We start from the raw sequence: 21,756 nt of genomic DNA, 5'->3' as shown, positions 1-21,756 counted from the left end.
ATGCCCGTGACCCGCTCCAGGGGTGCTCAAATCCTACGCTCCCGCCCTTATCGGGCATGCGGAACCGACGCCTCTCGTCCCTGGTGTGCCGCCCCCGGCGGGAGGCGGGACAGGACCGGCGGCGGCGCGTAGATTCGGCGCCTTCAAGCGGCGGGCGAGGCGAGGGGCGGAACGGTGCGGGCAGTGGTGTTCGAAGAGTTCGGGCAGGAGGCCCGGCTCCGGGAGGTGCCCGATCCGGTCCCCTCCGCGCAGGGAGTGGTGGTCCGGGTCGAGGCGACCGGCCTGTGCCGGAGCGACTGGCACGGCTGGATGGGCCATGATCCGGACATCACCCTCCCTCATGTACCCGGGCACGAACTGGCGGGAGTGGTCGAGGCGGTGGGCGCCGGAGTCGTCAACTGGCGGCCCGGCGACCGGGTGACCGTGCCCTTCGTCTGCGCCTGCGGCCGGTGCGAGGCGTGCGCCGCCGGTGCCCAGCAGGTCTGCGAGCGGCAGACCCAGCCCGGCTTCACCCACTGGGGCTCCTTCGCCGAGTACGTGGCCCTGGAGCAGGCGGACGTGAATCTGGTGGCCCTGCCCCAGGAGCTGTCGTCCGCCACGGCGGCGGCACTGGGCTGCCGATTCGCCACGGCGTTCCGGGCCGTTGCCGGCCAGGGCCGGGTGGCACCGGGTGAGTGGGTCGCCGTGCACGGCTGCGGCGGGGTCGGCCTCTCGGCCGTGATGATCGCGGTGGCCTGCGGCGCGCGGGTCGTGGCCGTCGACGTCTCGGCCCGCGCCCTGGAGCTGGCCCGGGGCTTCGGCGCCGTGGAGTGCGTGGACGCCTCCGCGCATCCGGAGGGCGCCGACGGGGCGGTCCGTGAACTCACGGGCGGCGGCGCCCATCTGTCGATCGACGCGCTCGGTTCACCGGTCACCTGCGCCGCCTCGGTGCGGAGCCTGCGCCGGCACGGCCGCCACGTACAGGTGGGTCTGCTGCCGTCCGCGACCGGAGACCCGGTCGTCCCCATGGCCCGGGTGATCGCTCTGGAGCTGGAGATCCTCGGCAGCCACGGCATGGCCGCCCACGACTACCGGCCGATGATGGACATGGTGCGGGCGGGGACCCTGCGCCCCGATCTGCTGGTGACCGCCACGATCCCGCTGGCCGCGGCACCGGCCGCGCTCGCCGCGATGGGTGCGGCGCCCGGGGCGGGTGTGACGATCATCGAACCGTACGGGGAGCGGCGCGACTGAGGCCCCGCACGGGACCGGAGGGAACCGGTCGCCGTACGGGGCCCGGGAGGCGAGGCGGGTGGGCAAAGTCCCCGTCAGCCGCGTCGGCCGCGGTTTCCGGGACGGGAGGCGACCCAGGCGCGGACCGTGTCCGCGTACCAGTAGGGCTTGCCGTTCTCCACCTGGTCGGGCGGCGGGAGAAGACCGTGCTTGCGATAGGAACGGATCGTGTCGGGCTGCACCTGGATGTGCGCGGCAATGTCCTTGTAGGACCAGAGACTTCTGTCCGTCATAGGTGACACCTCTCTGTACCGCAACGGCGGCGGATGGCCGCCGGGGGATGTGCGGTAGGGACGCTGACGATCACTTAGCCTGTGCCTGATCAACGACGCAGAGTGACGAGCGGGGAGGGATGTCGGACGCCTGTGACGGAAGACCCGCGTAACGGAGACACGTGTGACAAAAGGGTGACAGCCGTGACAGAACGAGGTCAATGGGGAGTGCGGGGGCTGCGCGCGCTCCCGGACGGGCCGCAGGAGCGGAGGAACTCGCGGGTGCGGCGGGCGATCGGCAGCGGCTTGTCGGGAGCGCAGGGGTACATGTCCTGCTCGACGATGGCGAACATGTCGACCTCCAGGGCGCGGGCGGCCACCAGGACCGGCTCGAGTGCCGGAACTCCGCTCGGCGGTTCGCACATCACTCCCCGGGCGACGGCCGGCCCGAACGGCACCCCGCCCGCGACGACCTCGGCCAGGACCGCGGGATCGACCTGCTTGAGGTGCAGATATCCGATGCGCTCACCGTAGGTCTCGATGAGCTTGACGCTGTCCCCGCCGCAGTAGGCGTAGTGGCCGGTGTCCAGGCAGAGGGAGACCAGGGCGGGATCGGTGGCGTCCAGGAAGCGGCTGACGTTCTCCTCCGTGTCGATGTGCGTGTCCGCGTGCGGGTGGACGACGATGCGCAGCCCGTAACGGTCCTGGACCTCGCGGCCGAGCCGCTCGGTCTGCGTGGTCAGGTCGCGCCACTGCGCCGCCGTGAGCGTGCGGTCCTCCAGCACCTCACCCGTCTTGTCGTCGCGCCAGAACGAGGGGATGACGACCAGGTGGTCCGCGCCCATGGCCCGGGTGAGTGCCGCGATGTCCGCGACATGGGCCCAGGTCCGGTCCCAGACGGCGGGGCCGTGGTGCAGTCCGGTGAAGACGGTGCCCGCCGAGACCTGGAGTCCGCGGCGCCGCGTCTCCTCCGTCAGGCGCGCCGGATCGACGGGGAGATAGCCGTACGGGCCGAGCTCGATCCACTCGTAACCGGCCTCGGAAACCTCGTCGAGGAAGCGCTGCCAGGGCACTTGCCGCGGGTCGTCGGGGAACCACACCCCCCAGGAATCGGGTGCCGAGCCGATACGGATGCGGGCCGGAGGGGGTACGGAGGAGGTCATATCGCCCACCCTCCGGGCCTCGCGGAGGGGTGTCAAGAGTTGGTCCGAATGTCCGGACAAAATGTTGACAGGGTTCCGGGGGAGGGCTAGACCTGGGACCAGCCGTCCGGCCGCGGTCGAACCGCGGCGCGAAGGGATGCGTATGCCTGAGCCGTACGACGAGCCGTACGACGAGCCGTACGACGTGATCACGATGGGGCGGATCGGGGTGGACATCTACCCTCTGCAGACCGGTGTGCCGCTCGCTCGCGTCGAGACCTTCGGGAAGTTCCTCGGAGGTTCGCCGACCAACGTCGCGGTGGCCGCGGCCCGCCTCGGACGGCGCGCGGCCGTGATCACCCGGACCGGCCGGGACGCCTTCGGCGACTACCTGCGGGAGCAGCTGCGGGAGTTCGGGGTGGACGACCGGTGGGTGACGGCCGTCGAGCAGTACCCGACCCCGGTCACCTTCTGCGAGATCTTCCCGCCGGACGACTTCCCCCTCTACTTCTACCGGCAGCCCAAGGCACCCGATCTGGAGATCCACGGCGCGGAACTGGACCTGGAAGCGATCCGTTCGGCCCGGGTGTTCTGGATGACGGGCACCGGGCTGTGCGCCGAACCGAGCCGCACCGCCACCCTCGCCGCACTCACCGCCCGGAGCGCGGCGGCCGGGGACGGGAGGGCCGGGGGCGGGGGCGGGGCGCCCCGGATCACCGTGTTCGACCTGGACTGGCGGCCCATGTTCTGGGAGGGCGGCGACCACAGCGCCGTGGCCCCCGCTCGGTACCGGGAAGCGCTCGCCCACGCCACCGTGGCCGTAGGCAACCTCGACGAGTGCGAGATCGCCACCGGGGAACGCGAGCCCCGCGCGGCGGCCCGCGCCCTGCTCGCCGCCGGGGTCGAGTTGGCCGTCGTCAAACAGGGGCCCAGGGGGGTCCTGGCCATGCACCGCGACGGCACCACGGCCGACGTACCGCCCCTGCCCGTCGACGTCGTCAACGGACTGGGCGCGGGCGACGCGTTCGGCGGGGCGCTCTGCCACGGACTGCTCGCCGGATGGACCACCGAGCGCGTCATGCGGTACGCGAACGCGGCCGGCGCCCTCGTCGCCTCCCGCCTGGCCTGTTCGTCCGCGATGCCGTACCCCGCCGAGGTGGAACGGGCCCTCGCGGACGGCGCCGTCATCCCGGCCGGAGCGACCCCATGACGCCCGCGGCCTCCTCCGCGTCCGAGCTCGTCCGGCTGCGGGTGCACCACCCCGAAGCCGTGGCCGAGGCCGCGGCCCGGCGGAGGCGGCGGCCCCTTCTCCCTCCCGGCGGGCGGCTGATGATCATCGCGGCGGACCATCCGGGCCGCGGCTCGCTCGGCGTCGGTGAACACGCGCTGGCCATGGCCAACCGCTTCGAGCTCCTCGACCGGCTCTGCCTCGCCCTCTCCCGGCCCGGCGTCGACGGGGTGCTCGCCACCGCCGACATCCTCGACGACCTGCTGCTCCTCGGAGCCCTGGAGGGCAAGGTCGTCATCGGCTCCATGAACCGGGGCGGACTCGCCGGAGCGTCCTTCGAGCTGGACGACCGGTTCACCGGCCACCGCCCCACCGATCTGGCCCGGCTCGGCTTCGACGCGGGCAAGCTGCTGCTCCGCCTCGACTACGACGACCCGGGCTCCCTCGACACCCTGCACACCACGGCCCGCGCCATCGACGACATGGCGGCCCACCGGCTGCCCGTCTTCGTCGAGCCGTTCCTCTGCCGCCGCGTCGGCGGGCGGCTCCGCAACGACCTGGGCGCGGAGGCCGTGACCCTGTCCATCGCCATCGCCTCCGGCCTGGCCGGTACCTCCGCGTACACCTGGCTCAAGGTCCCCGTCACGGAGGACCCCGACGACATGGCCCGGGTGATGGAGACCTCCACCCTGCCCGCCGTACTGCTCGGCGGAGAGGTGGGCGGCGATCTCGACGGGACGTACGAGAAGTGGCGCGGCGCGCTGCGGCTGCCGTCCGTCCAAGGGCTGGTGGTGGGCCGCTCGCTGCTCTATCCGGCCGACGACGACGTGGCCGCAGCGGTCGACACGGCCGTGGCACTGCTCTAGGAGGGCGGGGGAAGGGCATGGGTGGAACCATGGAGACGACGACGCACGAGGACCAGGGACGAAACCGCCACCACCTCCCGGCCGGCAGCGCGGGAACCGGTGCCTACGCCCTCGACATCGGCCCGGAGCGGGCCGGATGGGACCGGTCGAGTCTGCGTGTGCTCGAACTGGAGCCGGGCGGTGTTCACACCCTGGCAACCGGGGAGAGCGAATGGATCATTCTGCCGTTGACCGGTGGCTGTACGGTGCACACGGCAGGTGAGATCTTTGAACTGCTGGGCAGGGACAGTGTGTTCAGCGGGGTGAGCGATTTCGCGTATCTACCGCGTGACGCCCACGCACAGATCGCCTCCGGCGCGGGAGGCCGCTTCGCCCTGGCAGGAGCGAGGTGCGAGCGACGGCTCCCCGCTCGCTACGGCCCCGCGCCGGAGGTACCCGTCGAGCTGCGCGGCACCGGGAACTGCTCCCGCCAGGTCAACAACTTCGCCGCCGCCGACACCTTCGACTGCGACCGCCTCATCGCGGTCGAGGTCCTCACCCCCGGGGGCAACTGGTCCTCCTACCCGCCGCACAAGCACGACGAGCACGTGCCCGGAACCGAGTCCGTGCTGGAGGAGATCTACTACTTCGAGGTGGAGGAGGACGGCCTCGCCTACCACCGGGTGTCGCCGTCGCGGCCCGGCGGCACGGACGTCCTCGCCGAGGTCCGTACCGGCGACACCGTCCTCATCCCCGACGGCTGGCACGGCCCGTCCATCGCCCCGCCCGGCAGCACCCTCTACTACCTGAACGTGATGGCGGGGCCGGGGGAGCAGCGCGAGTGGCTGATCCGCGACCACCCCGACCACAGCTGGGTCCGCGAGACCTGGCCACAGCGGCCCGTCGACCCCAGGCTCCCCCTCTACGGCCCGGAGGCCGCCCGATGACACCCGCACACGACGGTGAGGGAGCGGGGACCCGCAGGCTGACCACGGCCCAGGCCCTCGTCGCCTTCCTCGCCCGCCAGTACACCGAACGCGACGGCCACCGCCACCGCCTGATCGCCGCCACCTGGGGCATCTTCGGCCACGGGAACGTCGCCGGGATCGGCCAGGCTCTCATCGAGACCGGACGGGCCGGCATGCCCTTCCTCCAGGGCCGCAGCGAACAGGCCATGGTGCACGCGGCCGTGGGATACGCCCGCCAGTCCGGCCGGCTCTCCGCGCACGCGGTCACCACCTCCATCGGCCCCGGCGCCACCAACCTCGTCACCGGCGCCGCCCTCGCCACGGTCAACCACCTGCCCGTCCTCCTCCTCCCCGGGGACACCTTCGCGACCCGGCCCGCCGATCCCGTGCTCCAGCAGCTCGAAGCGGGGTACGCGGGCGACGTCTCGGTCAACGACTGCCTGCGGCCGGTGTCCAGATACTTCGACCGGGTCGCCCGTCCCGAAGCGCTGATCCCCGCCGCGCTCGCCGCGATGCGCGTCCTCGCGGACCCGGCGGCCACCGGCGCGGTCACCCTGGCGCTGCCGCAGGACGTGCAGGCGGAGGCGTTCGACTGGCCGGAGGAGTTCTTCCGGGAGCGGGTCTGGCACGTCCGCAGACCGCGTCCCGAGGACCGCGAACTGGCCGCGGCAGCCGAGGCGATCGGCGAGAGCAGCCGCCCGCTCATCGTGGCGGGCGGCGGCGTCCGCCACAGCGGGGCCCAGGCGGCGCTGCGCGCCTACGCGGAGGCGACCGGCATCCCCGTCGCCTCCACCCAGGCGGGCAAGGGGGCCCTGCCCCATGACCACCCCTGCGACGTCGGGGGCATCGGGCACACCGGTACGGCCACCGCCGACGATCTCGCCCGCGCCGCCGACCTGGTGATCGGCGTGGGCACGCGCTACAGCGACTTCACCACCGCCTCCTCGACGCTCTTCGCGCCATCGGCCCGCTTCGTCAACGTCAACGTCAACTCCTTCGACGCGCACAAGCTCTCCGCGCTGACCGTGCTCGCCGACGCCCGCGAGGCACTGGACGCCCTGCGCGCCACCCTGGACTCCGCCCCGTACCGGGTCGACGCGGCGTACGAGGCCGGGTACGGCGCCGCCAAGGCCCGGTGGGAGGCACGGGTCACCGCCGCCTACGCCCCGGCAGATCCCTCGGCGCGCCCCACGCAGGCCCAGGTCCTCGGCGTACTCGACACCCTGGTCACCGAGGAGGACATCCTGATCAACGCCGCCGGTTCGCTCCCCGGCGACCTCCACAAACTGTGGCGGACGCGCTCGGCGGACCAGTACCACGTCGAGTACGGCTACTCGTGCATGGGATACGAGATCCCGGCCGCGATCGGAGTCCAGCTCGCGGCCCCGGGCCGCCCGGTATGGGCACTGGTCGGCGACGGTACGTACCTGATGAATCCCACCGAGATCGTCACCGCGGTCCAGGAGGGACTGCCCGTCAAGGTCGTCATCCTCCAGAACCACGGCTACGCCTCGATCGGCGGCCTCTCCGAGTCCACCGGCGGCGAGCGCTTCGGTACGGCCTACCGCCACCGGACGGCGGACGGCGGCTTCACCGGCCCCCCGCTGCCCGTCGACCTCGCTGCCAACGCGGCCTCCCTCGGCATGCGGGTACTGCGCCCCCGGACCGTGACTGACCTGCGAGAAGCCCTCTCGGACGCCCGCGGCGCGGACCGTCCCACTTGTGTCTACGTCGAGACCGAAACGGCAGACACAGTGTCGGGCCCCCCTCCGGCACAGGCGTGGTGGGATGTTCCGGTAGCCGAGACCGCTACCCGCCCGTCGGCGGTCAAGGCCAGGGAAGAGTACGAACGCCACGTCGCAGCCCGACGCCGCCACCTCTGAAGGAGCACGCAGTCATGACGAAGACCGTCAACCACTGGATCGGCGGCAAGAGCGTCGAGGGCACGTCGGGCACGTACGGTCCGGTGACCGACCCCGCCACCGGCGCAGTCACCACCGAGGTCGCGCTCGCCTCGCTCGACGAGGTGGACGCCGCGGTCGCCGCGGCGAAGGCCGCGTACCGGACGTGGGGCACGTCCTCCCTCTCGGCGCGCACCGCGGTCCTCTTCCGCTACCGGGCCCTGCTCGACGCCCACCGCGACGACATCGCCGCGCTGATCACCGCCGAACACGGCAAGGTGCACTCGGACGCGCTCGGTGAGGTCGCCCGCGGTCTGGAGATCGTGGAGCTGGCCTGCGGCATCACCACCCAGCTCAAGGGCGAGCTGTCCACCGAGGTCTCCAGCCGGGTCGACGTCTCCTCGATCCGCCAGCCGATCGGTGTCGTCGCCGGTATCACGCCGTTCAACTTCCCGGCCATGGTGCCGATGTGGATGTTCCCGCTCGCCATCGCGTGCGGCAACACCTTCATCCTGAAGCCCAGCGAGAAGGACCCGTCGGCCGCCAACCTGCTCGCCGAGCTGGCCGCCGAGGCCGGTCTGCCGGACGGCGTCCTCAACGTCCTGCACGGTGACAAGGCTGCCGTCGACGGCCTGCTGAACCACCCGGACGTCGCCGCGGTCTCCTTCGTCGGCTCCACCCCGATCGCCCGGTACATCCACGCCACGGCCTCGGCCAACGGCAAGCGCGTGCAGGCACTCGGCGGCGCCAAGAACCACATGCTGGTCCTGCCCGACGCCGACCTGGACGCGGCGGCCGACGCGGCGGTCTCGGCGGCGTACGGCTCGGCGGGCGAGCGCTGCATGGCGATCTCCGCCGTCGTCGCCGTCGGCTCCGTCGCGGACGAGCTCGTCGCGAAGATCAAGGAGCGGGCCGAGAAGATCAGGATCGGCCCCGGCAACGACCCCGCGTCCGAGATGGGCCCCCTGATCACCGCCGCCCACCGCGACAAGGTCGCCTCCTACGTCACGGGCGCGGCAGCCCAGGGCGCCGACGTCGTCCTCGACGGCACCGGCCACACCGTGGAGGGCTTCGAGGACGGCCACTGGATCGGCCTGTCCCTCCTCGACAACGTCTCGACGGACTCCGACGCCTACAGGGACGAGATCTTCGGCCCGGTCCTGTGTGTGCTGCGCGTCGACACCTACGACGAGGGTGTCGCCCTCATGAACGCCTCGCCGTTCGGCAACGGCACCGCGATCTTCACCCGCGACGGCGGCGCCGCCCGGCGCTTCCAGCTGGAGATCGAGTGCGGCATGGTCGGCGTCAACGTGCCGATCCCGGTGCCGGTCGGCTACCACTCCTTCGGTGGCTGGAAGGACTCGCTCTTCGGCGACCACCATGTCTACGGCAACGACGGCGTGCACTTCTACACCCGCGGCAAGGTCGTCACGACCCGCTGGCCCGACCCGGCAGACGCCCCTTCCGGCGTGGACCTGGGCTTCCCCCGCAACCACTGACCCGTACATCCACACATCCGTACGCCCCGAGCCCTCGCCCGCACCCCGCGGGTGGGGGTTCCGTGGTCCGGGGCGGTCCAGGATGACAAGGTGGCCTCATGAGGGGTTCCCAACTGCCGTTCGGGGAAGTGCTGCGGGCCCAGCTCGGAGCCCCCAGGCGCCCACGCGGCCTGGAGAGCAGCCCGCGTTCGCGGGTCTGGCGCATCGGGCTGGACGGGCGGACAGCGGTGCTGAAACAGCTCGTCGAAGGGCCCGGCGCGGAGGAACGGTACGGGCGCGAGGTCGCCGCCCTGAGGATCGCCGCCCGCGCCGCGAGCCCCGTGGTGCCCGCGCTGCTGGGAACCGACCCCGGGGAACGGGTCCTCGTCCTGGAACACGTGGCGGCCCGCCGGCCGGCCGCCGACTGGATCGTCGACTACGCGGCGGCCCTGGCCAGGCTGCACGCCACCGCGGAGTCCGGCGACACCGGGTCCCTTCCCCGCCGCCAGGGCCCCACGGAGGCCGACGTCACCTCCTTCCTCGCCCTGGCCGAGACGCTCGGGGCCCCGGCGCCACCGGGCGTGAGGGACGAGCTGGACGCCCTGGTCCACAGGCTCGCCCACGCCCCGGTGAACGCCCTGCTCCACGGGGACCCGTGCCCCGGGAACGATCTGCACACCACCGACGGCGTCAGGTTCATCGACTTCGAACAGGCGGCGCTGGGCAACGGTCTGACCGAACTCGCCTACCTGCGCATCGGCTTCCCGACCTGCTGGTGCGTCACCACCGCGGCCGGACCCCTGCTGGACCGGGCCACCACCGCCTACCGCACGGCTTGGCGCACCGCGACCGGCGGCGACCTCGACGACACCGGCCTCACCGACGCGTGCGCGGGCTGGCTCATCCTCGGTGACGCCCTGGTCCAGCGGGCCCACCGCGGCACCACCGGCCACCTGGCCCGCATCCCGGACCAGGACTGGAAGTGGGGCACCACGACGGCCCGTGGCCGCCTCGTCCACCGCCTGCGCGTGGTGGCCGACCTGACAGCCGCCCACCCGGAGCTCCACGCTCTGAGCACCCTCGCCACGGACCTGCGCCACCGCATGCTGACACGCTGGCCGGGACTGAAGCCCGTGCCCTCGAAGCGCCCCTAGAGATGCCGGTGCGCAAGCTCCGGTCCTTCTCCGCAGGCTGTACTCCATGAGCGCACAGCTTGCGACCCGGCCGTCCCGCGAGACACGCCACGTCGGGACTCCGTCAGTGCGCGATGCCGTCGATCAGTTCTCGCGCGCCCTGGCGTAGCAGGGCGACGGCGACAGAGGTGCCGAGGGTGGCGGGGTCGAGGCGGCCGGCCCACTCGTGGGCGTTCAGGACCGTCTTCCCGTCGGGGGTGAACACCTTCGCTCGTAGCGAGAGTTCACCGTTTCCCTCAGTCTGGGCGTACCCGGCGATGGGCGAGTTGCAGTGCCCTTGCAGGACGTGGAGGAACATGCGCTCGGCCGTCGTCTCGCGGTGCGTGTCGGGGTCGCCGAGCGCGCTCACGAGGTCGATGAGCTCGGTGTCGTCCTCGCGGCACTGAAGGGCCAGGACCCCGGCTCCGATCGGCGGGCACATGACCTCGGGCGACAGGATCTCGGTGATCACATCGGTGCGGCCGATGCGCTCAAGGCCGGAGACGGCCAACAGGAGCGCGTCGGCCTCACCGGCGGCGAGCTTTTCCAGGCGGCGATTGGCGTTGCCGCGCATCGGTACGCATTCCAGGTGCGGGTGCGAGGCGGCGAGCTGGGCGATGCGCCGTACGGAGGAGGTGCCGATCCGGGTCCCGGACGGGAGCTGGTCGAGGTGCAGGCCGTCCGGGTGGATGAGAGCGTCGCGAATGTCGTCGCGTTCGAGGAAGGCGGCGAAGGTCGTGCCGGCCGGCAGGGGCCGGTCAGCGGGGACGTCCTTCACGCAGTGCACCGCTAGGTCCGCGTCCCCGGCGAGCAGCGCCTGGTCGACCTCTTTGGTGAACGCGCCCTTGCCCTCGACCAGGGCCAGGTCGCCCATCCACTTGTCACCGGTCGTCTTCACAGCGACGACCTCGGTGCGGGTGTCGGGGTGGAGCGCGGCCAGTTCGGCGCGGACGCGCTCCACCTGGGCGAGCGCCATGGGCGAGTCGCGGGACACGATGCGAATGAGATCAGCGGCCATGGCGCCCACGATAGACCGTCAGATACGCGATCCGATGACCAGTCCTGATGCCCATGTCGCGGCGGTTCCAAGCAAGTTGCTTTGATCAGGCAATTGTTCGAGGAACGCGTCGACGCGGGGCCGGTGGTCGGGGGGCCACCTGGGTTGCGGCAGGAGATCGTCGACGATGTGGAGGCCGCCGGGTGCCACCGGTCGCGTACGTCGAGGGTGAACGCGGGACGGTCCCTGAGGTGCGGGCCCTCTCGCGGTGTACCGCGAAAGGAGTACGAGGGAGACACCCCGTACCTCTCAAGGAGGCCGGGTACCTCCCCCCGCCGACTTTCCGGGGAGCTTCGGCGTCCGCTTAGGGTCGGAGTATGGACTCCCCAACTTCCCGGTGGCGGCCCCGGCTGCCACACAAGCGCGGCCGATGGGTCGCCGGCCTCGCCGCGCTCGTCGTGCTCGCGGGTGGCGGCACGTGGACCGCGGTCGCCGACGACAGCGGTCCCACGGTGCGGCGCGAGGACCGGACGCTGCGGATGGACGGGGTGCCGATCGACACGTCGTACTTCACGGCCGGGGGCTCCGAGCGGCGGCCCGCCGTGCTCATCGGGCACGGCTTCGGCGGCAGCAAGGCCGAGGTGCGGGACCAGGCCCGGAAGCTGGCCGCGGACGGGTACGCCGTGCTGACCTGGTCGGCGCGCGGGTTCGGGAAGTCGGGCGGGGAGATCTCGCTCAACGCGCCCGATCGCGAGGTCAAGGACGTCTCCGGCCTCATCGACTGGCTGGCCGGCCGGCCGGAGGTGCAGCTCGACGGCGAGGGCGATCCCCGCGTGGGACTCACCGGGGCCTCCTACGGGGGCGCCGTCTCGCTGCTGGCCGCCGGGCAGGACAAGCGTGTCGACGCCGTCGCGCCGGTGATCGCCTACTGGAACCTGGCCGACGCGCTCTTCCCCGACGGGGTGTTCAAGAAGCTCTGGGCCGGGATCTTCGTCACCACCGGCGGTGGCTGCCAGAAGTTCGAGAAGCGGCTCTGCGAGATGTACGAGCGGGTCGCCGTCAGCGGGAAACCGGACGCCGCCGCACGTGCGCTGCTGACCGAGCGCTCCCCGGTAGCCGTGGCCGACCGCATCGACGTGCCCGCGCTGATCGTTCAGGGCCAGTCCGACTCCCTCTTCCCGCTCGACCACGCCGACGCCATGGCGAAGGCCATCAGCGGCAACGGCGCGCCCGTCGCCGTCGACTGGATCGCCGGTGGGCACGACGGCGGGAACAGGGAGGGCGACCGGGTCGAGGGGCGCGTCGGAGCGTGGTTCGACCGCTATCTCAAGGAGGAGAAGGGGGCCGACGCAGGGCCCGCCTTCCGTATCACCCGTACCGGAGGCATCGACTCCACCGACGGGGCCGCCCAGCAGCGGGGCGCGAGCAGCGCCCGCTATCCGGGGCTGAAGGGTGCGGGAGAGAAGGTCGTACTCCGCGGGGGCGAACAGACCTTCCGCAACCCCGCCGGGGCCGCCCCGCCCGCGATCTCCGCCGTCCCGGGCATCGGCGGCGGGCTCTCGCAGCTGTCCTCCTTCGGCGTCGGGCTCTCGCTCGACTTCCCCGGGCAGTACGCGCGGTTCGACTCCGGTCCGCTCGCCGATTCCGTACGCGTCACCGGGACACCCACCGTCCGGGTGAACGTCACCGCTGACGGTGGAGAAGGCAGCGGCGACGCCGTGCTGTTCGGGAAGGTGTACGACGTGTCGCCTGACGGGAAGCAGCAGGTGCTGCCCTCCCAGCTTGTCACCGCCCACCGGATCACCCCCGCCCAGCAGGGCAGGCCCATCGAGCTGACCCTCCCGGCCGTCGACCACGAGCTCGACTCCGGGCACCGGCTGCGCCTCGTCCTGTCCGCCACCGACCTCGGCTACGCCTCCCCGGCCGAGCCCGCCACGTACACCGCGTCCCTCGAAGGCCCGCTGTCCCTGCCCACCGCACCCCTGGTCACGACCGCGTCGACCGCCCTGCCCTGGTGGACCTGGGGGCTCCCGGCCGCCGCCGCCGTGATCGCCGCGGCGCTCCTGCTCTCCGCCCGCCGCCGTACCGCCACCCCCGCGCCCGACCCGGCGCTCGCCGGCGTACCGCTCCAGATCACCGGTCTCTCCAAGAAGTACGCCAAGTCCGCCGACCGGTACGCGGTGCGGGAGCTGTCCTTCCGGGTGGAGAAGGGGCAGGTGCTGGGACTCCTCGGGCCCAACGGTGCCGGGAAGACCACCAGCCTGCGCATGCTGATGGGGCTCATCACCCCCGACGAGGGCGATATCCGCGTCTTCGGTCACGCCATCCGGCCGGGCGCCCCGGTCCTGTCGCGGGTCGGTTCGTTCGTGGAAGGGGCGGGCTTCCTGCCGCACCTGTCGGGACGCGCCAACCTGGAGCTGTACTGGCAGGCCACCGGACGGCCCGCCCAGGACTCCCGCATCGAGGAGGCCCTGGAGATCGCCGGGCTCGGTGACGCTCTCGCCCGCGCCGTGCGGACGTACTCGCAGGGCATGCGGCAGCGGCTCGCCATCGCCCAGGCCATGCTCGGGATGCCGGACCTCCTGATCCTCGACGAGCCGACCAACGGGCTCGACCCGCCCCAGATCCGCGAGATGCGTGACGTGATGATCCGGTACGCGGCCGGGGGCCGGACCGTCATCGTCTCCAGCCACCTCCTCTCCGAGGTGGAGCAGTCCTGCACGCACCTGGTGGTGATGGACCGGGGCCGGCTCGTGCAGGCGGGACCCGTCGCCGAGATCACCGGCTCCGGTGACATGCTGCTCGTCACCACCGCGCGGGAGGTCCCACAACCGCTCGTCGAGAAGGTCGCCGCACTCCCGGGGGTCGGCTCGGCGGTGCGCACGGGCGACGGCCTCGGGCTGCTCGTACGGCTCGACGGGGCCACCTCCTCCGAGCTGATCCCCGAACTGGTCCGCCTCGACCTGCCGTTGACGGGCGTCGGCCCGCACCGGCGCCTGGAGGACGCGTTCCTCACCCTGATCTCCGGAGGCTCCGCATGAGTGCCGCAGTCGATGTGACCCAGGCCCCCGAGGCGCCCGGCTACCGGGCCGGGCGCACGCTGCCGCTGCGGGTCGAGGCGATGCGCCAGCTGCGCAGGCGCCGCACCCTGCTGATGGGCGGGGTGCTGGCCGCCCTGCCGTTCGTCCTGATCATCGCCTTCGCGATCGGCGGCACCCCGGACGGCGGGCCCGGCGGCGGCGAACGGCTCACCCTGATGGACACCGCGACGGCCTCCGCCGCGAACTTCGCCGCGACCTGCCTGTTCGTCTCGGCCGGCTTCCTGCTGGTGGTGCCGGTGGCCCTGTTCTGCGGGGACACCGTCGCCTCCGAGGCCAGCTGGTCCTCCCTGCGCTACCTGCTCGCGGCGCCCGTGCCCCGGAACCGGCTGCTGTGGAGCAAGCTCGTCGTCGCGCTCGGCTTCAGCCTGGCCGCGATGACGCTGCTGCCGGTGGTCGCGCTCGCGGCGGGGGCCGCGGCGTACGGCTGGGGGCCCCTGGAGCTCCCCACCGGGGGCGCACTCGCCACCGGCGACACGGTGCCGCGCCTCGCGCTCGTGGTGGCGTTCATCTTCGTCTCCCAACTGGTCACCGCCGCGCTGGCGTTCTGGCTTTCGACGAAGACCGACGCGCCTCTGGGAGCGGTCGGCGGAGCCGTCGGCCTCACCATCGTCGGCAACGTCCTGGACGCGGTCACGGCGCTCGGCTCCTGGCGCGAGTTCCTCCCCGCGCACTGGCAGTTCGCCTGGGCGGACGCCCTTCAGCCGGATCTGGAGTGGGGCGGCATGGTCAAGGGCGCCGCGGTGTCCGTCACCTACGCCCTGATCCTGTTCGCCTTCGCGTTCCGCGGCTTCAGCCGCAAGGACATCGTGTCCTGAACCCGGCCTCCCGCGATTCGGCGTCACCCGATTCGACGTTCCGCTGATGACCGCGCCCACTCCGCCCGCCGTTGCCGCATCGAGATCCATCCGCAACTCTTTCGTCTGGTCCTTCGCGCCCCCCGTTACGTCCCATGCACAGACGCCGACGATGTGGGGGGACCGATGAGGTACCGGACAGCGAAGTGCGGGGGGACGCTCGCCCTGCTGCTGGCGGGCGGAGTGCTGCTCACCGGCTGCGGCACGGGGGCGGACGGGACGGCCTCGGCGGACCGCAAGACGGGCGCACGGGGTTCGTACGGCGGGGCGCCCGCCCCGGACGGGCCGGCGGACGAGGTCCGTCCCGGAAAGCGGGCGGAGGCGGGCCGCGAGGCGGCGCCGCCGGACTACCTGTCGACCTTCGCCCTGGACGTGGACACGGCCAGTTACGGATACGCGCGCCGTACCCTGGGCGGCGGGCGGCTGCCCGAACCGGGGACCGTGCGGCCCGAGGAGTTCGTCAACAGTTTCCGCCAGGGCTACCAGCGGCCGAAGGGTGACGGCTTCTCGGTGAGCGTCGACGGCGCCCGCGCCGGGTCGGGCGCGGGCGACTGGTCGCTCGTACGGATCGGGCTGGCCACCAAGGCCGCCGCCGGCGTGAGCGGACGCCCGCCCGCCGCGCTCACCTTCGTCGTCGACATCTCCGGGTCGATGGCCGAACCAGGCCGCCTGGACCTGGCCAAGAAGTCCCTGGGCGTGCTCACCGGCGAACTGCGCGACGACGACTCCGTCTCCCTGGTCACCTTCAGCGACCGGGCCGAGACCCGCCTTGCGATGACCCGGCTCCAGGGCAACAGGACCAGGATCAGGGACATCGTCGAGGACATGGAGCCGCAGGACTCCACCAACGTGGACGCCGGCATCAGGCGCGGTTACGACGAGGCCGTGAAGGGGCACCGGGAGGGGGCCACCAACCGGGTGGTGCTGCTGTCCGACGCGCTCGCCAACACCGGGGAGACGGAGGCCGACGCGATCCTCGGACGCATCGACTCCTCCCGCCGGGAGTACGGCATCACCCTCTTCGGCGTGGGCGTCGGCAGCGACTACGGGGACGAGCTGATGGAACGCCTCACCAACAAGGGCGACGGCCACACCACGTACATCTCCGACGAGACGCAGGCCCGCGAGGTCTTCGTCGACCAGCTCCCCGCCCATGTCGAGCTGCGGGCCCGCGACGCCAAGGCGCAGGTGGCCTTCGACCGCGGGACCGTCCGGCAGTTCAGGCTCATCGGCTACGAGAACCGCGAGGTCGCGGACGAGGACTTCCGCGACGACAGCGTGGACGGCGGCGAGGTCGGCCCCGGCCACACGGTGACGGCGCTCTATGCCGTACGCCTGCGGGACGGCGCGTCAGGACACGTGGCGACCGCGACCGTGCGCTGGCAGGACCCGAAGACCCGCAGGGCGCACGAGGAGACCGGGTCGGTGGAGACCGGGGAGATCGACGGGGCGCTGTGGGGCGGCGGAAACAACCGGCTCCAGGTGACGGCCGTGGCCGCCTACTTCGCCGACGCACTGCGCGGCGGCGACCTGCCGGGAGCACCGGGCCTCGGCGAACTGGCCTCGCGCGCCGACACGTTGGCGGACCGGACGGAAGACGGTTCGGTACGCGAACTGGCCACCGCGGTCGAGGCGGCGGACCGGCTCAGGGGCGGCGGCGAGCCGGGCGGCGACGGCGGGGACGAGGGCGAGATCGGCTGACCAGGTGCGACCGCCCGTACGGACCAGGGGAATTGGGGCTGTGCGGGCGGCGCCTTCCGGCCATGATGTGCACCATGTCCTCCCTGCTGCTCATGCTCGCCGTGATCACCGCCGGTCTCTACGCCGGTTTCCTGCTGACCTTCCTGGCCGTGGTCATGCCCGGTCTGGCGCTGCTGCCCGACGAACGGTTCGTGGCCGCGATGCGCCGCTTCAACGAGAAGGTGCCCGGGCCGGGCTTCCTGCTCGTCTTCCTCGGCGTGGTCGCCCTGCCGGCCGCCGCACTCGTATCGGACCTCGGGGGCCCGGCGAGCGGGAGTGGATGCTCGTCCTGGCGGCCCTGGTCTGTGCGGTGGTCAGCCACCTCATCACGGTCATCGGGAACGTTCCGCTGAACAACGCGCTGGCCGGCGCCGAGGGTGGGGACGACGCCGCGGCCCGCGCCGCGTTCGAGCCGCGCTGGAACACGCTGCACCGGGTCCGCACGGTTCTCTCCACGGCCTCCTTCGTGCTGCTGGCCGCCGTCGTGCTGTAGTCCCGGGCGGCCGGGGGAACGTGGGCGCGGCTACGGGACGGCCCGGGTGCCCGGACCCGGCGCGGCGGCCACGGCTGCGTAGCCCGGTCCGGTGGGAAGGGCTCGGGCGCGTGGCCCAGACGGTGGCGGAACCGGTCACCCTGCCCCCGGCGCGCGCGATCACGGACAGGCGGGCGTACAACCCCTGTCCGGGTCCGGGTGTCTCAGCGTGTGCGGTCCACACCCCCACGTACTCCCCGGTACGACACCACGAACATTCCCTGAACTTCCGACAAGGAGTCCGTGTGGCATCCCGAGCATTCGGAACGACCGCGGCACTCGCCATCATGGTGGCAGCCGCCGCCGTCGCACCCGCCGCCCAGGCAACCGTTCCCACGCGTGCGACGGCGACCGCCGCCGCACCGGTCACCCCGGTCGAGGGCCGCGTCGACTACAACGGCGACGGCTTCGCCGACCTGGCGGTCGCCGCGCCGGGTGCCACCGTCAACGGCCAGGCGGGGGCGGGCTACGTCGCTGTCGTGTACGGCTCCGCGAAGGGTTCCGCGACCGCCACGAGGCAGATCGTCACCCAGGACTCCGCGGGTGTCCCCGACACCGCCGAGGCCGGGGACGCCTTCGGCGGCGCCCTGGTCTCCGCCGATCTCGACCGGGACGGCTACAGCGACCTGGTGGCCGGCGCCGCGTCGGAGAAGGACGGCACCGTCGACCGCACCGGTCTCCTCACCGTCGTCTGGGGCGGGGCGACCGGCCTGTCCGGCGGCGCCACGCTCCTGGCGGGTGAGCAGTACCACCAGGTCGGCGGCCGTCTGACCGCCGGCGACTTCGACGGGGACGGCTTCGCGGACCTGGCCACCGTCAGGGCGACGAGTCTCCAGACCCTGGCGGGCCCCTTCACCCGTGCGGGCGCCGCGGCGGGCACGGCCGTGTACCCCGACGTGGAGGACGTGCGCTACCTGGGCCTCGCCTCGGGTGACGTCAACGGCGACGGCCGCGACGACATCGCCGCGCTCACGCACGCAGGTGACGAGTTCGACAGCCGTACGATCCTCGTCGCCGCCGGTGGCGCCGCCGGCCTGGGCGCTCTCACCCCGGTCACGGGCGGCCCCCACGGGTACGCGATCGAGGGCGGCGAACACCTCGCGGTCGGCCGGGTGAACGGTGACGGGTACGCCGACCTCGTCGTGGGCCGGGCCATCGACGGCTATGACAGCGACCTCGGTCTGCCGCTGGCCAGGGGCGGCATGGTCACGTACGTGCCGGGTGGCGCCGGCGGCGCGCAGGGCACCAAGGCGAAGGTGTTCAACCAGGACTCGGCGGGCGTCCCCGGTACGGCCGAGGCTGCCGACGGATTCGGTTCGTCCGTCGCGATCGGTGACACGGACGGCGACGGCTTCGGCGACATCGCGGTGGGCGTCTCCCGCGAGGCACTCGGCACCGTCCAGCGTGCGGGTGCGGTTCTCGTCATGCCGGGTACCTCCGCGGGTCCCACGGGCACCGGGACCAAGGGGTTCAACCAGGACACGCCGGGTGTCACCGGAGTCGCCGAGCTGAACGACAGGTTCGGCTCGGCCGCCGCCTTCGTCGACGGGAACAACGACGGCCGCAAGGAGCTCGCGGTGTGCGCTCCCGGCGAGGACACGGGCGCGGGCGCCTTCTGGTCCTTCCCGGCCACCACGACCGGCATCACGGTCACCGGTTCGTCGGCCGTCAACAACGCGACGCTCGGCACGGTCGCCGTGAATGCCGCACTGGGCGCGTCCTTCGGCCGCTGACGGTCACGGGGCGAGGCACTGCGGGGGGCGGCCGGGCGGTCGCTCCCCGCAGTGCGGTGTGCGCTCCCCGGCCGGGCGTACCCTCCGCGGTCCGTGTCCGTCGCGATCCGTGTCCTTCGCGAAACGTGTGTCCCAGGGTCGCGATCGTCCGCTCAGGCGGACGGGCCCGGGGCGATCTCCTCGATCAGGCCCTCGACGAGCTTCCTGATCTCGTCCCGGATCGGCCGGACGGCCTCGACGCCCTGGCCCGCCGGGTCCTCCAGCGCCCAGTCCAGGTACCTCTTGCCCGGGAAGACAGGACACGTGTCGCCGCAGCCCATGCTGACGCAGACGTCCGATGCCCTGACCGCCTCGATGTCGAGGATCTTGGGTGTCCGGGCCGCGATGTCGATGCCGACCTCGCGCATGGCCTCGACCGCGGCGGGGTTGACCTGTGCGGCTGGTGCGGAACCGGCGGAGCGGACCTCGACGCGGTCCCCGGCCAGGTGCGTCAGCCAGGCGGCGGCCATCTGCGAACGGCCGGCGTTGTGGACACAGACGAACAGCACGGAGGGCTTCTCGGGCATCAGGGGGCTCTTTCGTCTCACGGTGGGATCAGGCGTGTCCCGTGAGGGGATCAGGCCCGGGTGACATCAGCGCCGAGTGGCGTCAGTCTTCACTGATGTGACAGTATCAGCCCATGATGACGTCAGTCGACACCGAACTGATCCGGGTGCTCGCCGATCCGCTCAGGCTCAGGATCGTGACCCTGCTGGCCCGCGAAACGCTCTGCACCACGCACCTGGTCGAGGAGACCGGTGCCAGGCAGACCAACCTCTCCAACCATCTGAGGGTGCTGCGCGAGGCGGGCGTGGTGGAGACCGAGCCGTGCGGACGCTTCACCTACTACCGGCTCCGCCCCGACGTCATCGCCCAGCTCGCCGGCCACTTCGCCGAGCTGGCCGAATCCGCTCGTAACGCCGCCGAGAACAAGAGGGCCTGTCCGTGACCCCCACCCGAGCGACCGCGCCCCCGAGGACACTTCGGTCGTCGCGAAGCTTTCGACGCTCGACCGCTTCCTCGCCGTATGGATTCTGCTCGCCATGGGCCTCGGCCTGGGGCTCGGCAGGCTGGTCCCCGGGCTGGACGACGCCCTCGCGAAGGTCGAGATCGGCGGGATCTCCCTGCCCATCGCGGCCGGTCTGCTGATCATGATGTACCCGGTCCTCGCGAAGGTCCGGTACGACAAGCTCGACGCCGTCACGGGCGACCGCAAGCTGATGGTCTCCTCGCTGGCCGTCAACTGGCTCCTCGGCCCTGCGCTGATGTTCGCACTCGCGTGGATCTTCCTGCCGGACCTCCCCGAGTACCGCACCGGCCTGATCATCGTCGGCCTGGCCCGCTGCATCGCCATGGTCATCATCTGGAACGACCTCGCGTGCGGCGACCGCGAGGCGGCCGCCGTGCTCGTGGCGCTCAACTCCGTCTTCCAGGTCGTCGCGTTCGGCGTCCTCGGCTGGTTCTACCTCGACCTGCTGCCCGGCTGGCTGGGTCTCGGCGACGGCGAGACGCTCGACATCTCCATGTGGAAGATCGCCCTCAACGTCGTCATCTTCCTCGGAGTCCCGCTGGTGGCCGGCTTCCTCACCCGCCGCGTCGGCGAGAGGAAGATGGGCCGCGAGTCCTACGAGTCGGCCTTCCTCCCGAAGATCGGCCCCTGGGCGCTCTACGGTCTGCTCTTCACGATCGTCATCCTCTTCGCCCTCCAGGGGAAGACCATCACGTCCCAGCCGATGGACGTCGTACGGATCGCGCTCCCGCTGCTCGTCTACTTCGCCGTGATGTGGTTCGGCACCTTCCTGCTGGGCAAGGCCATCGGCCTGAACTACGACCGCACGGCGACCCTCGCCTTCACGGCGGCGGGGAACAACTTCGAGCTGGCCATCGCGGTGGCCATCGCCACCTTCGGCGTGACGTCGGGCCAGGCGCTCTCCGGCGTCGTGGGCCCGCTGATCGAGGTCCCGGTGCTGATCGCACTCGTCTACGTGTCCCTTGCCTGGCGCAAGAAGTTCACGACGCCGGCCCTCTGAGTACCCCACCGGGTTGACCGGCGGATTCGGGGGGTGCGAAATGGGATCTAAGTAAGATTCCCTTACGTAAGGGGCGATCTGCTTTTTTCTTCAGGGAGAGCGGTGGAAGCGGTCGACGCCCTGCTGATCACCAGGGGCTTTCCGGAGATCGTCCAGTCCTGGCGGGTGGGGGTGGGACGAGTGGACTTCCTGCGCGTGGCCGTGGCGAACCCCCTGCCACCGTTGGTGGTAGCCGTGTCCCGCAGCGGATTTTCGGACGGGCTGCCGCTGGCCGCCGCCTGGAGGCGGAGGACCTTGTCCGTGCCTGGCGGTGAGTAGTCGTCAGGACGGGTGGGTCATGCCGGCACGCCGAGGTGCGGGCCGCTTCACATCGTCCGACGAGGTGACCGTTCCGGCGGTGGGCGCCGGACCGGGCACCCTCCGGCCTGCGAAAACGTGGTGCCCCCGGCAGGACTCGAACCTGCGGCCAAGCGCTTAGAAGGCGCCTGCTCTATCCACTGAGCTACGGGGGC

20 protein-coding genes and 1 tRNA gene are annotated in these 21,756 nt (G+C 72.0%); 16 read left to right on the top strand and 5 right to left on the bottom strand.

The annotated features are described in order from the left end of the window. The first annotated feature begins 174 nt into the window (after positions 1-174). Positions 175-1,233, top strand: coding sequence for a zinc-dependent alcohol dehydrogenase family protein (locus tag Sfulv_RS09815; protein WP_173313331.1), 1,059 nt, complete (start codon positions 175-177; stop codon positions 1,231-1,233). 74 nt (positions 1,234-1,307) lie between these two features. On the opposite strand, the gene Sfulv_RS09810 is transcribed toward Sfulv_RS09815, so the two are convergent. After that, positions 1,308-1,505, bottom strand: a complete 198-nt coding sequence (locus tag Sfulv_RS09810; RefSeq protein WP_173313330.1) for a helix-turn-helix transcriptional regulator — start codon at positions 1,503-1,505, stop codon at positions 1,308-1,310. 197 nt (positions 1,506-1,702) lie between these two features. Beyond that, entirely contained in the window at positions 1,703-2,647 is a 945-nt protein-coding gene (locus tag Sfulv_RS09805; protein WP_173313329.1) for a sugar phosphate isomerase/epimerase family protein, read from the bottom strand. Positions 2,648-2,789: 142 nt separating this feature from the next. Here Sfulv_RS09805 and iolC point away from each other — a divergent pair, with 142 nt between their 5' ends. The 6 genes from iolC to Sfulv_RS09775 all read left to right on the top strand — a co-directional run bounded on the left by iolC (position 2,790) and on the right by Sfulv_RS09775 (position 10,200). Continuing rightward, on the top strand, positions 2,790-3,836 hold the full coding sequence (iolC, locus tag Sfulv_RS09800; protein WP_173313328.1) for a 5-dehydro-2-deoxygluconokinase: 1,047 nt from the start codon (positions 2,790-2,792) through the stop codon (positions 3,834-3,836). Next, positions 3,833-4,720 carry a Cgl0159 family (beta/alpha)8-fold protein gene (locus Sfulv_RS09795; protein ID WP_173313327.1) on the top strand — a complete coding sequence of 296 codons (888 nt, stop codon included), beginning with the start codon at positions 3,833-3,835 and terminating at the stop codon, positions 4,718-4,720. Before iolC ends, Sfulv_RS09795 begins: the two co-directional genes overlap by 4 nt. Positions 4,721-4,749: 29 nt before the next feature. Further along, positions 4,750-5,646 (top strand): 5-deoxy-glucuronate isomerase, encoded by an 897-nt coding sequence (gene iolB, locus Sfulv_RS09790; RefSeq protein WP_173313326.1) that lies wholly within the window; start codon positions 4,750-4,752, stop codon positions 5,644-5,646. Beyond that, positions 5,643-7,550, top strand: a complete 1,908-nt coding sequence (iolD, locus tag Sfulv_RS09785) for a 3D-(3,5/4)-trihydroxycyclohexane-1,2-dione acylhydrolase (decyclizing) (RefSeq protein WP_173313325.1) — start codon at positions 5,643-5,645, stop codon at positions 7,548-7,550. The genes iolB and iolD overlap by 4 nt, the downstream gene beginning before the upstream one ends. A 14-nt stretch (positions 7,551-7,564) precedes the next feature. After that, entirely contained in the window at positions 7,565-9,067 is a 1,503-nt protein-coding gene (gene mmsA, locus Sfulv_RS09780; protein ID WP_173313324.1) for a CoA-acylating methylmalonate-semialdehyde dehydrogenase, read from the top strand. 98 nt (positions 9,068-9,165) lie between these two features. Then, complete coding sequence (locus Sfulv_RS09775; RefSeq protein WP_173313323.1) at positions 9,166-10,200, top strand: protein kinase family protein; 1,035 nt, start codon at positions 9,166-9,168, stop codon at positions 10,198-10,200. Between the two features lie 103 nt (positions 10,201-10,303). On the opposite strand, the gene hemC is transcribed toward Sfulv_RS09775, so the two are convergent. Further along, positions 10,304-11,236: a hydroxymethylbilane synthase gene (gene hemC, locus Sfulv_RS09770; RefSeq protein ID WP_173313322.1), complete on the bottom strand. Its 933-nt coding sequence runs from the start codon at positions 11,234-11,236 to the stop codon at positions 10,304-10,306. Positions 11,237-11,592: 356 nt separating this feature from the next. On the opposite strand from hemC, the gene Sfulv_RS09765 reads away from it, so the two are divergent. From Sfulv_RS09765 to Sfulv_RS09745, 6 genes are all read left to right on the top strand, one after another. After that, positions 11,593-14,256 carry an alpha/beta fold hydrolase gene (locus Sfulv_RS09765; protein ID WP_173313321.1) on the top strand — a complete coding sequence of 888 codons (2,664 nt, stop codon included), beginning with the start codon at positions 11,593-11,595 and terminating at the stop codon, positions 14,254-14,256. Beyond that, the gene (locus Sfulv_RS09760; protein ID WP_173313320.1) at positions 14,253-15,131 is read left to right on the top strand and encodes an ABC transporter permease; all 879 of its coding nucleotides are present in this window, start codon (positions 14,253-14,255) and stop codon (positions 15,129-15,131) included. The genes Sfulv_RS09765 and Sfulv_RS09760 overlap by 4 nt, the downstream gene beginning before the upstream one ends. 165 nt (positions 15,132-15,296) lie before the next feature. Continuing rightward, a complete protein-coding gene (locus Sfulv_RS09755; RefSeq protein ID WP_173313319.1) occupies positions 15,297-16,871 on the top strand; it encodes a vWA domain-containing protein in 1,575 nt (524 codons plus the stop codon). Between the two features lie 74 nt (positions 16,872-16,945). Beyond that, entirely contained in the window at positions 16,946-17,263 is a 318-nt protein-coding gene (locus tag Sfulv_RS09750) for an anthrone oxygenase family protein (protein WP_305961365.1), read from the top strand. Beyond that, positions 17,221-17,403, top strand: a complete 183-nt coding sequence (locus Sfulv_RS31145) for an anthrone oxygenase family protein (protein ID WP_305961364.1) — start codon at positions 17,221-17,223, stop codon at positions 17,401-17,403. Before Sfulv_RS09750 ends, Sfulv_RS31145 begins: the two co-directional genes overlap by 43 nt. A 284-nt stretch (positions 17,404-17,687) precedes the next feature. Then, positions 17,688-19,175: an FG-GAP repeat protein gene (locus Sfulv_RS09745; RefSeq protein WP_173313318.1), complete on the top strand. Its 1,488-nt coding sequence runs from the start codon at positions 17,688-17,690 to the stop codon at positions 19,173-19,175. Between the two features lie 152 nt (positions 19,176-19,327). Here Sfulv_RS09745 and Sfulv_RS09740 read toward each other — a convergent pair whose 3' ends face one another. Beyond that, complete coding sequence (locus Sfulv_RS09740) at positions 19,328-19,741, bottom strand: arsenate reductase ArsC (protein WP_173313317.1); 414 nt, start codon at positions 19,739-19,741, stop codon at positions 19,328-19,330. A gap of 113 nt (positions 19,742-19,854) precedes the next feature. Between Sfulv_RS09740 and Sfulv_RS09735 the strand changes: the two genes are divergently transcribed. The 3 genes from Sfulv_RS09735 (at position 19,855) to Sfulv_RS30230 (ending at position 21,562) form a co-directional block, all read left to right on the top strand. Continuing rightward, complete coding sequence (locus Sfulv_RS09735) at positions 19,855-20,163, top strand: ArsR/SmtB family transcription factor (protein WP_173313316.1); 309 nt, start codon at positions 19,855-19,857, stop codon at positions 20,161-20,163. Positions 20,164-20,257: 94 nt separating this feature from the next. Continuing rightward, positions 20,258-21,244, top strand: coding sequence for an ACR3 family arsenite efflux transporter (arsB, locus tag Sfulv_RS09730; protein ID WP_173313315.1), 987 nt, complete (start codon positions 20,258-20,260; stop codon positions 21,242-21,244). Between the two features lie 102 nt (positions 21,245-21,346). Next, the gene (locus tag Sfulv_RS30230) at positions 21,347-21,562 is read left to right on the top strand and encodes a hypothetical protein (protein ID WP_256668854.1); all 216 of its coding nucleotides are present in this window, start codon (positions 21,347-21,349) and stop codon (positions 21,560-21,562) included. Positions 21,563-21,680: 118 nt separating this feature from the next. On the opposite strand, the gene Sfulv_RS09720 is transcribed toward Sfulv_RS30230, so the two are convergent. Beyond that, positions 21,681-21,756: transfer RNA gene (locus Sfulv_RS09720), tRNA-Arg, on the bottom strand.

Origin of the sequence: Streptomyces fulvorobeus (assembly GCF_013167895.1) — a bacterium.
In the GTDB taxonomy this organism is placed as follows: domain Bacteria; phylum Actinomycetota; class Actinomycetes; order Streptomycetales; family Streptomycetaceae; genus Streptomyces; species Streptomyces fulvorobeus.
The sequence above is the reverse complement of the archived record's forward strand: the minus strand, read 5'-3'. Positions and strand labels throughout refer to the sequence as shown.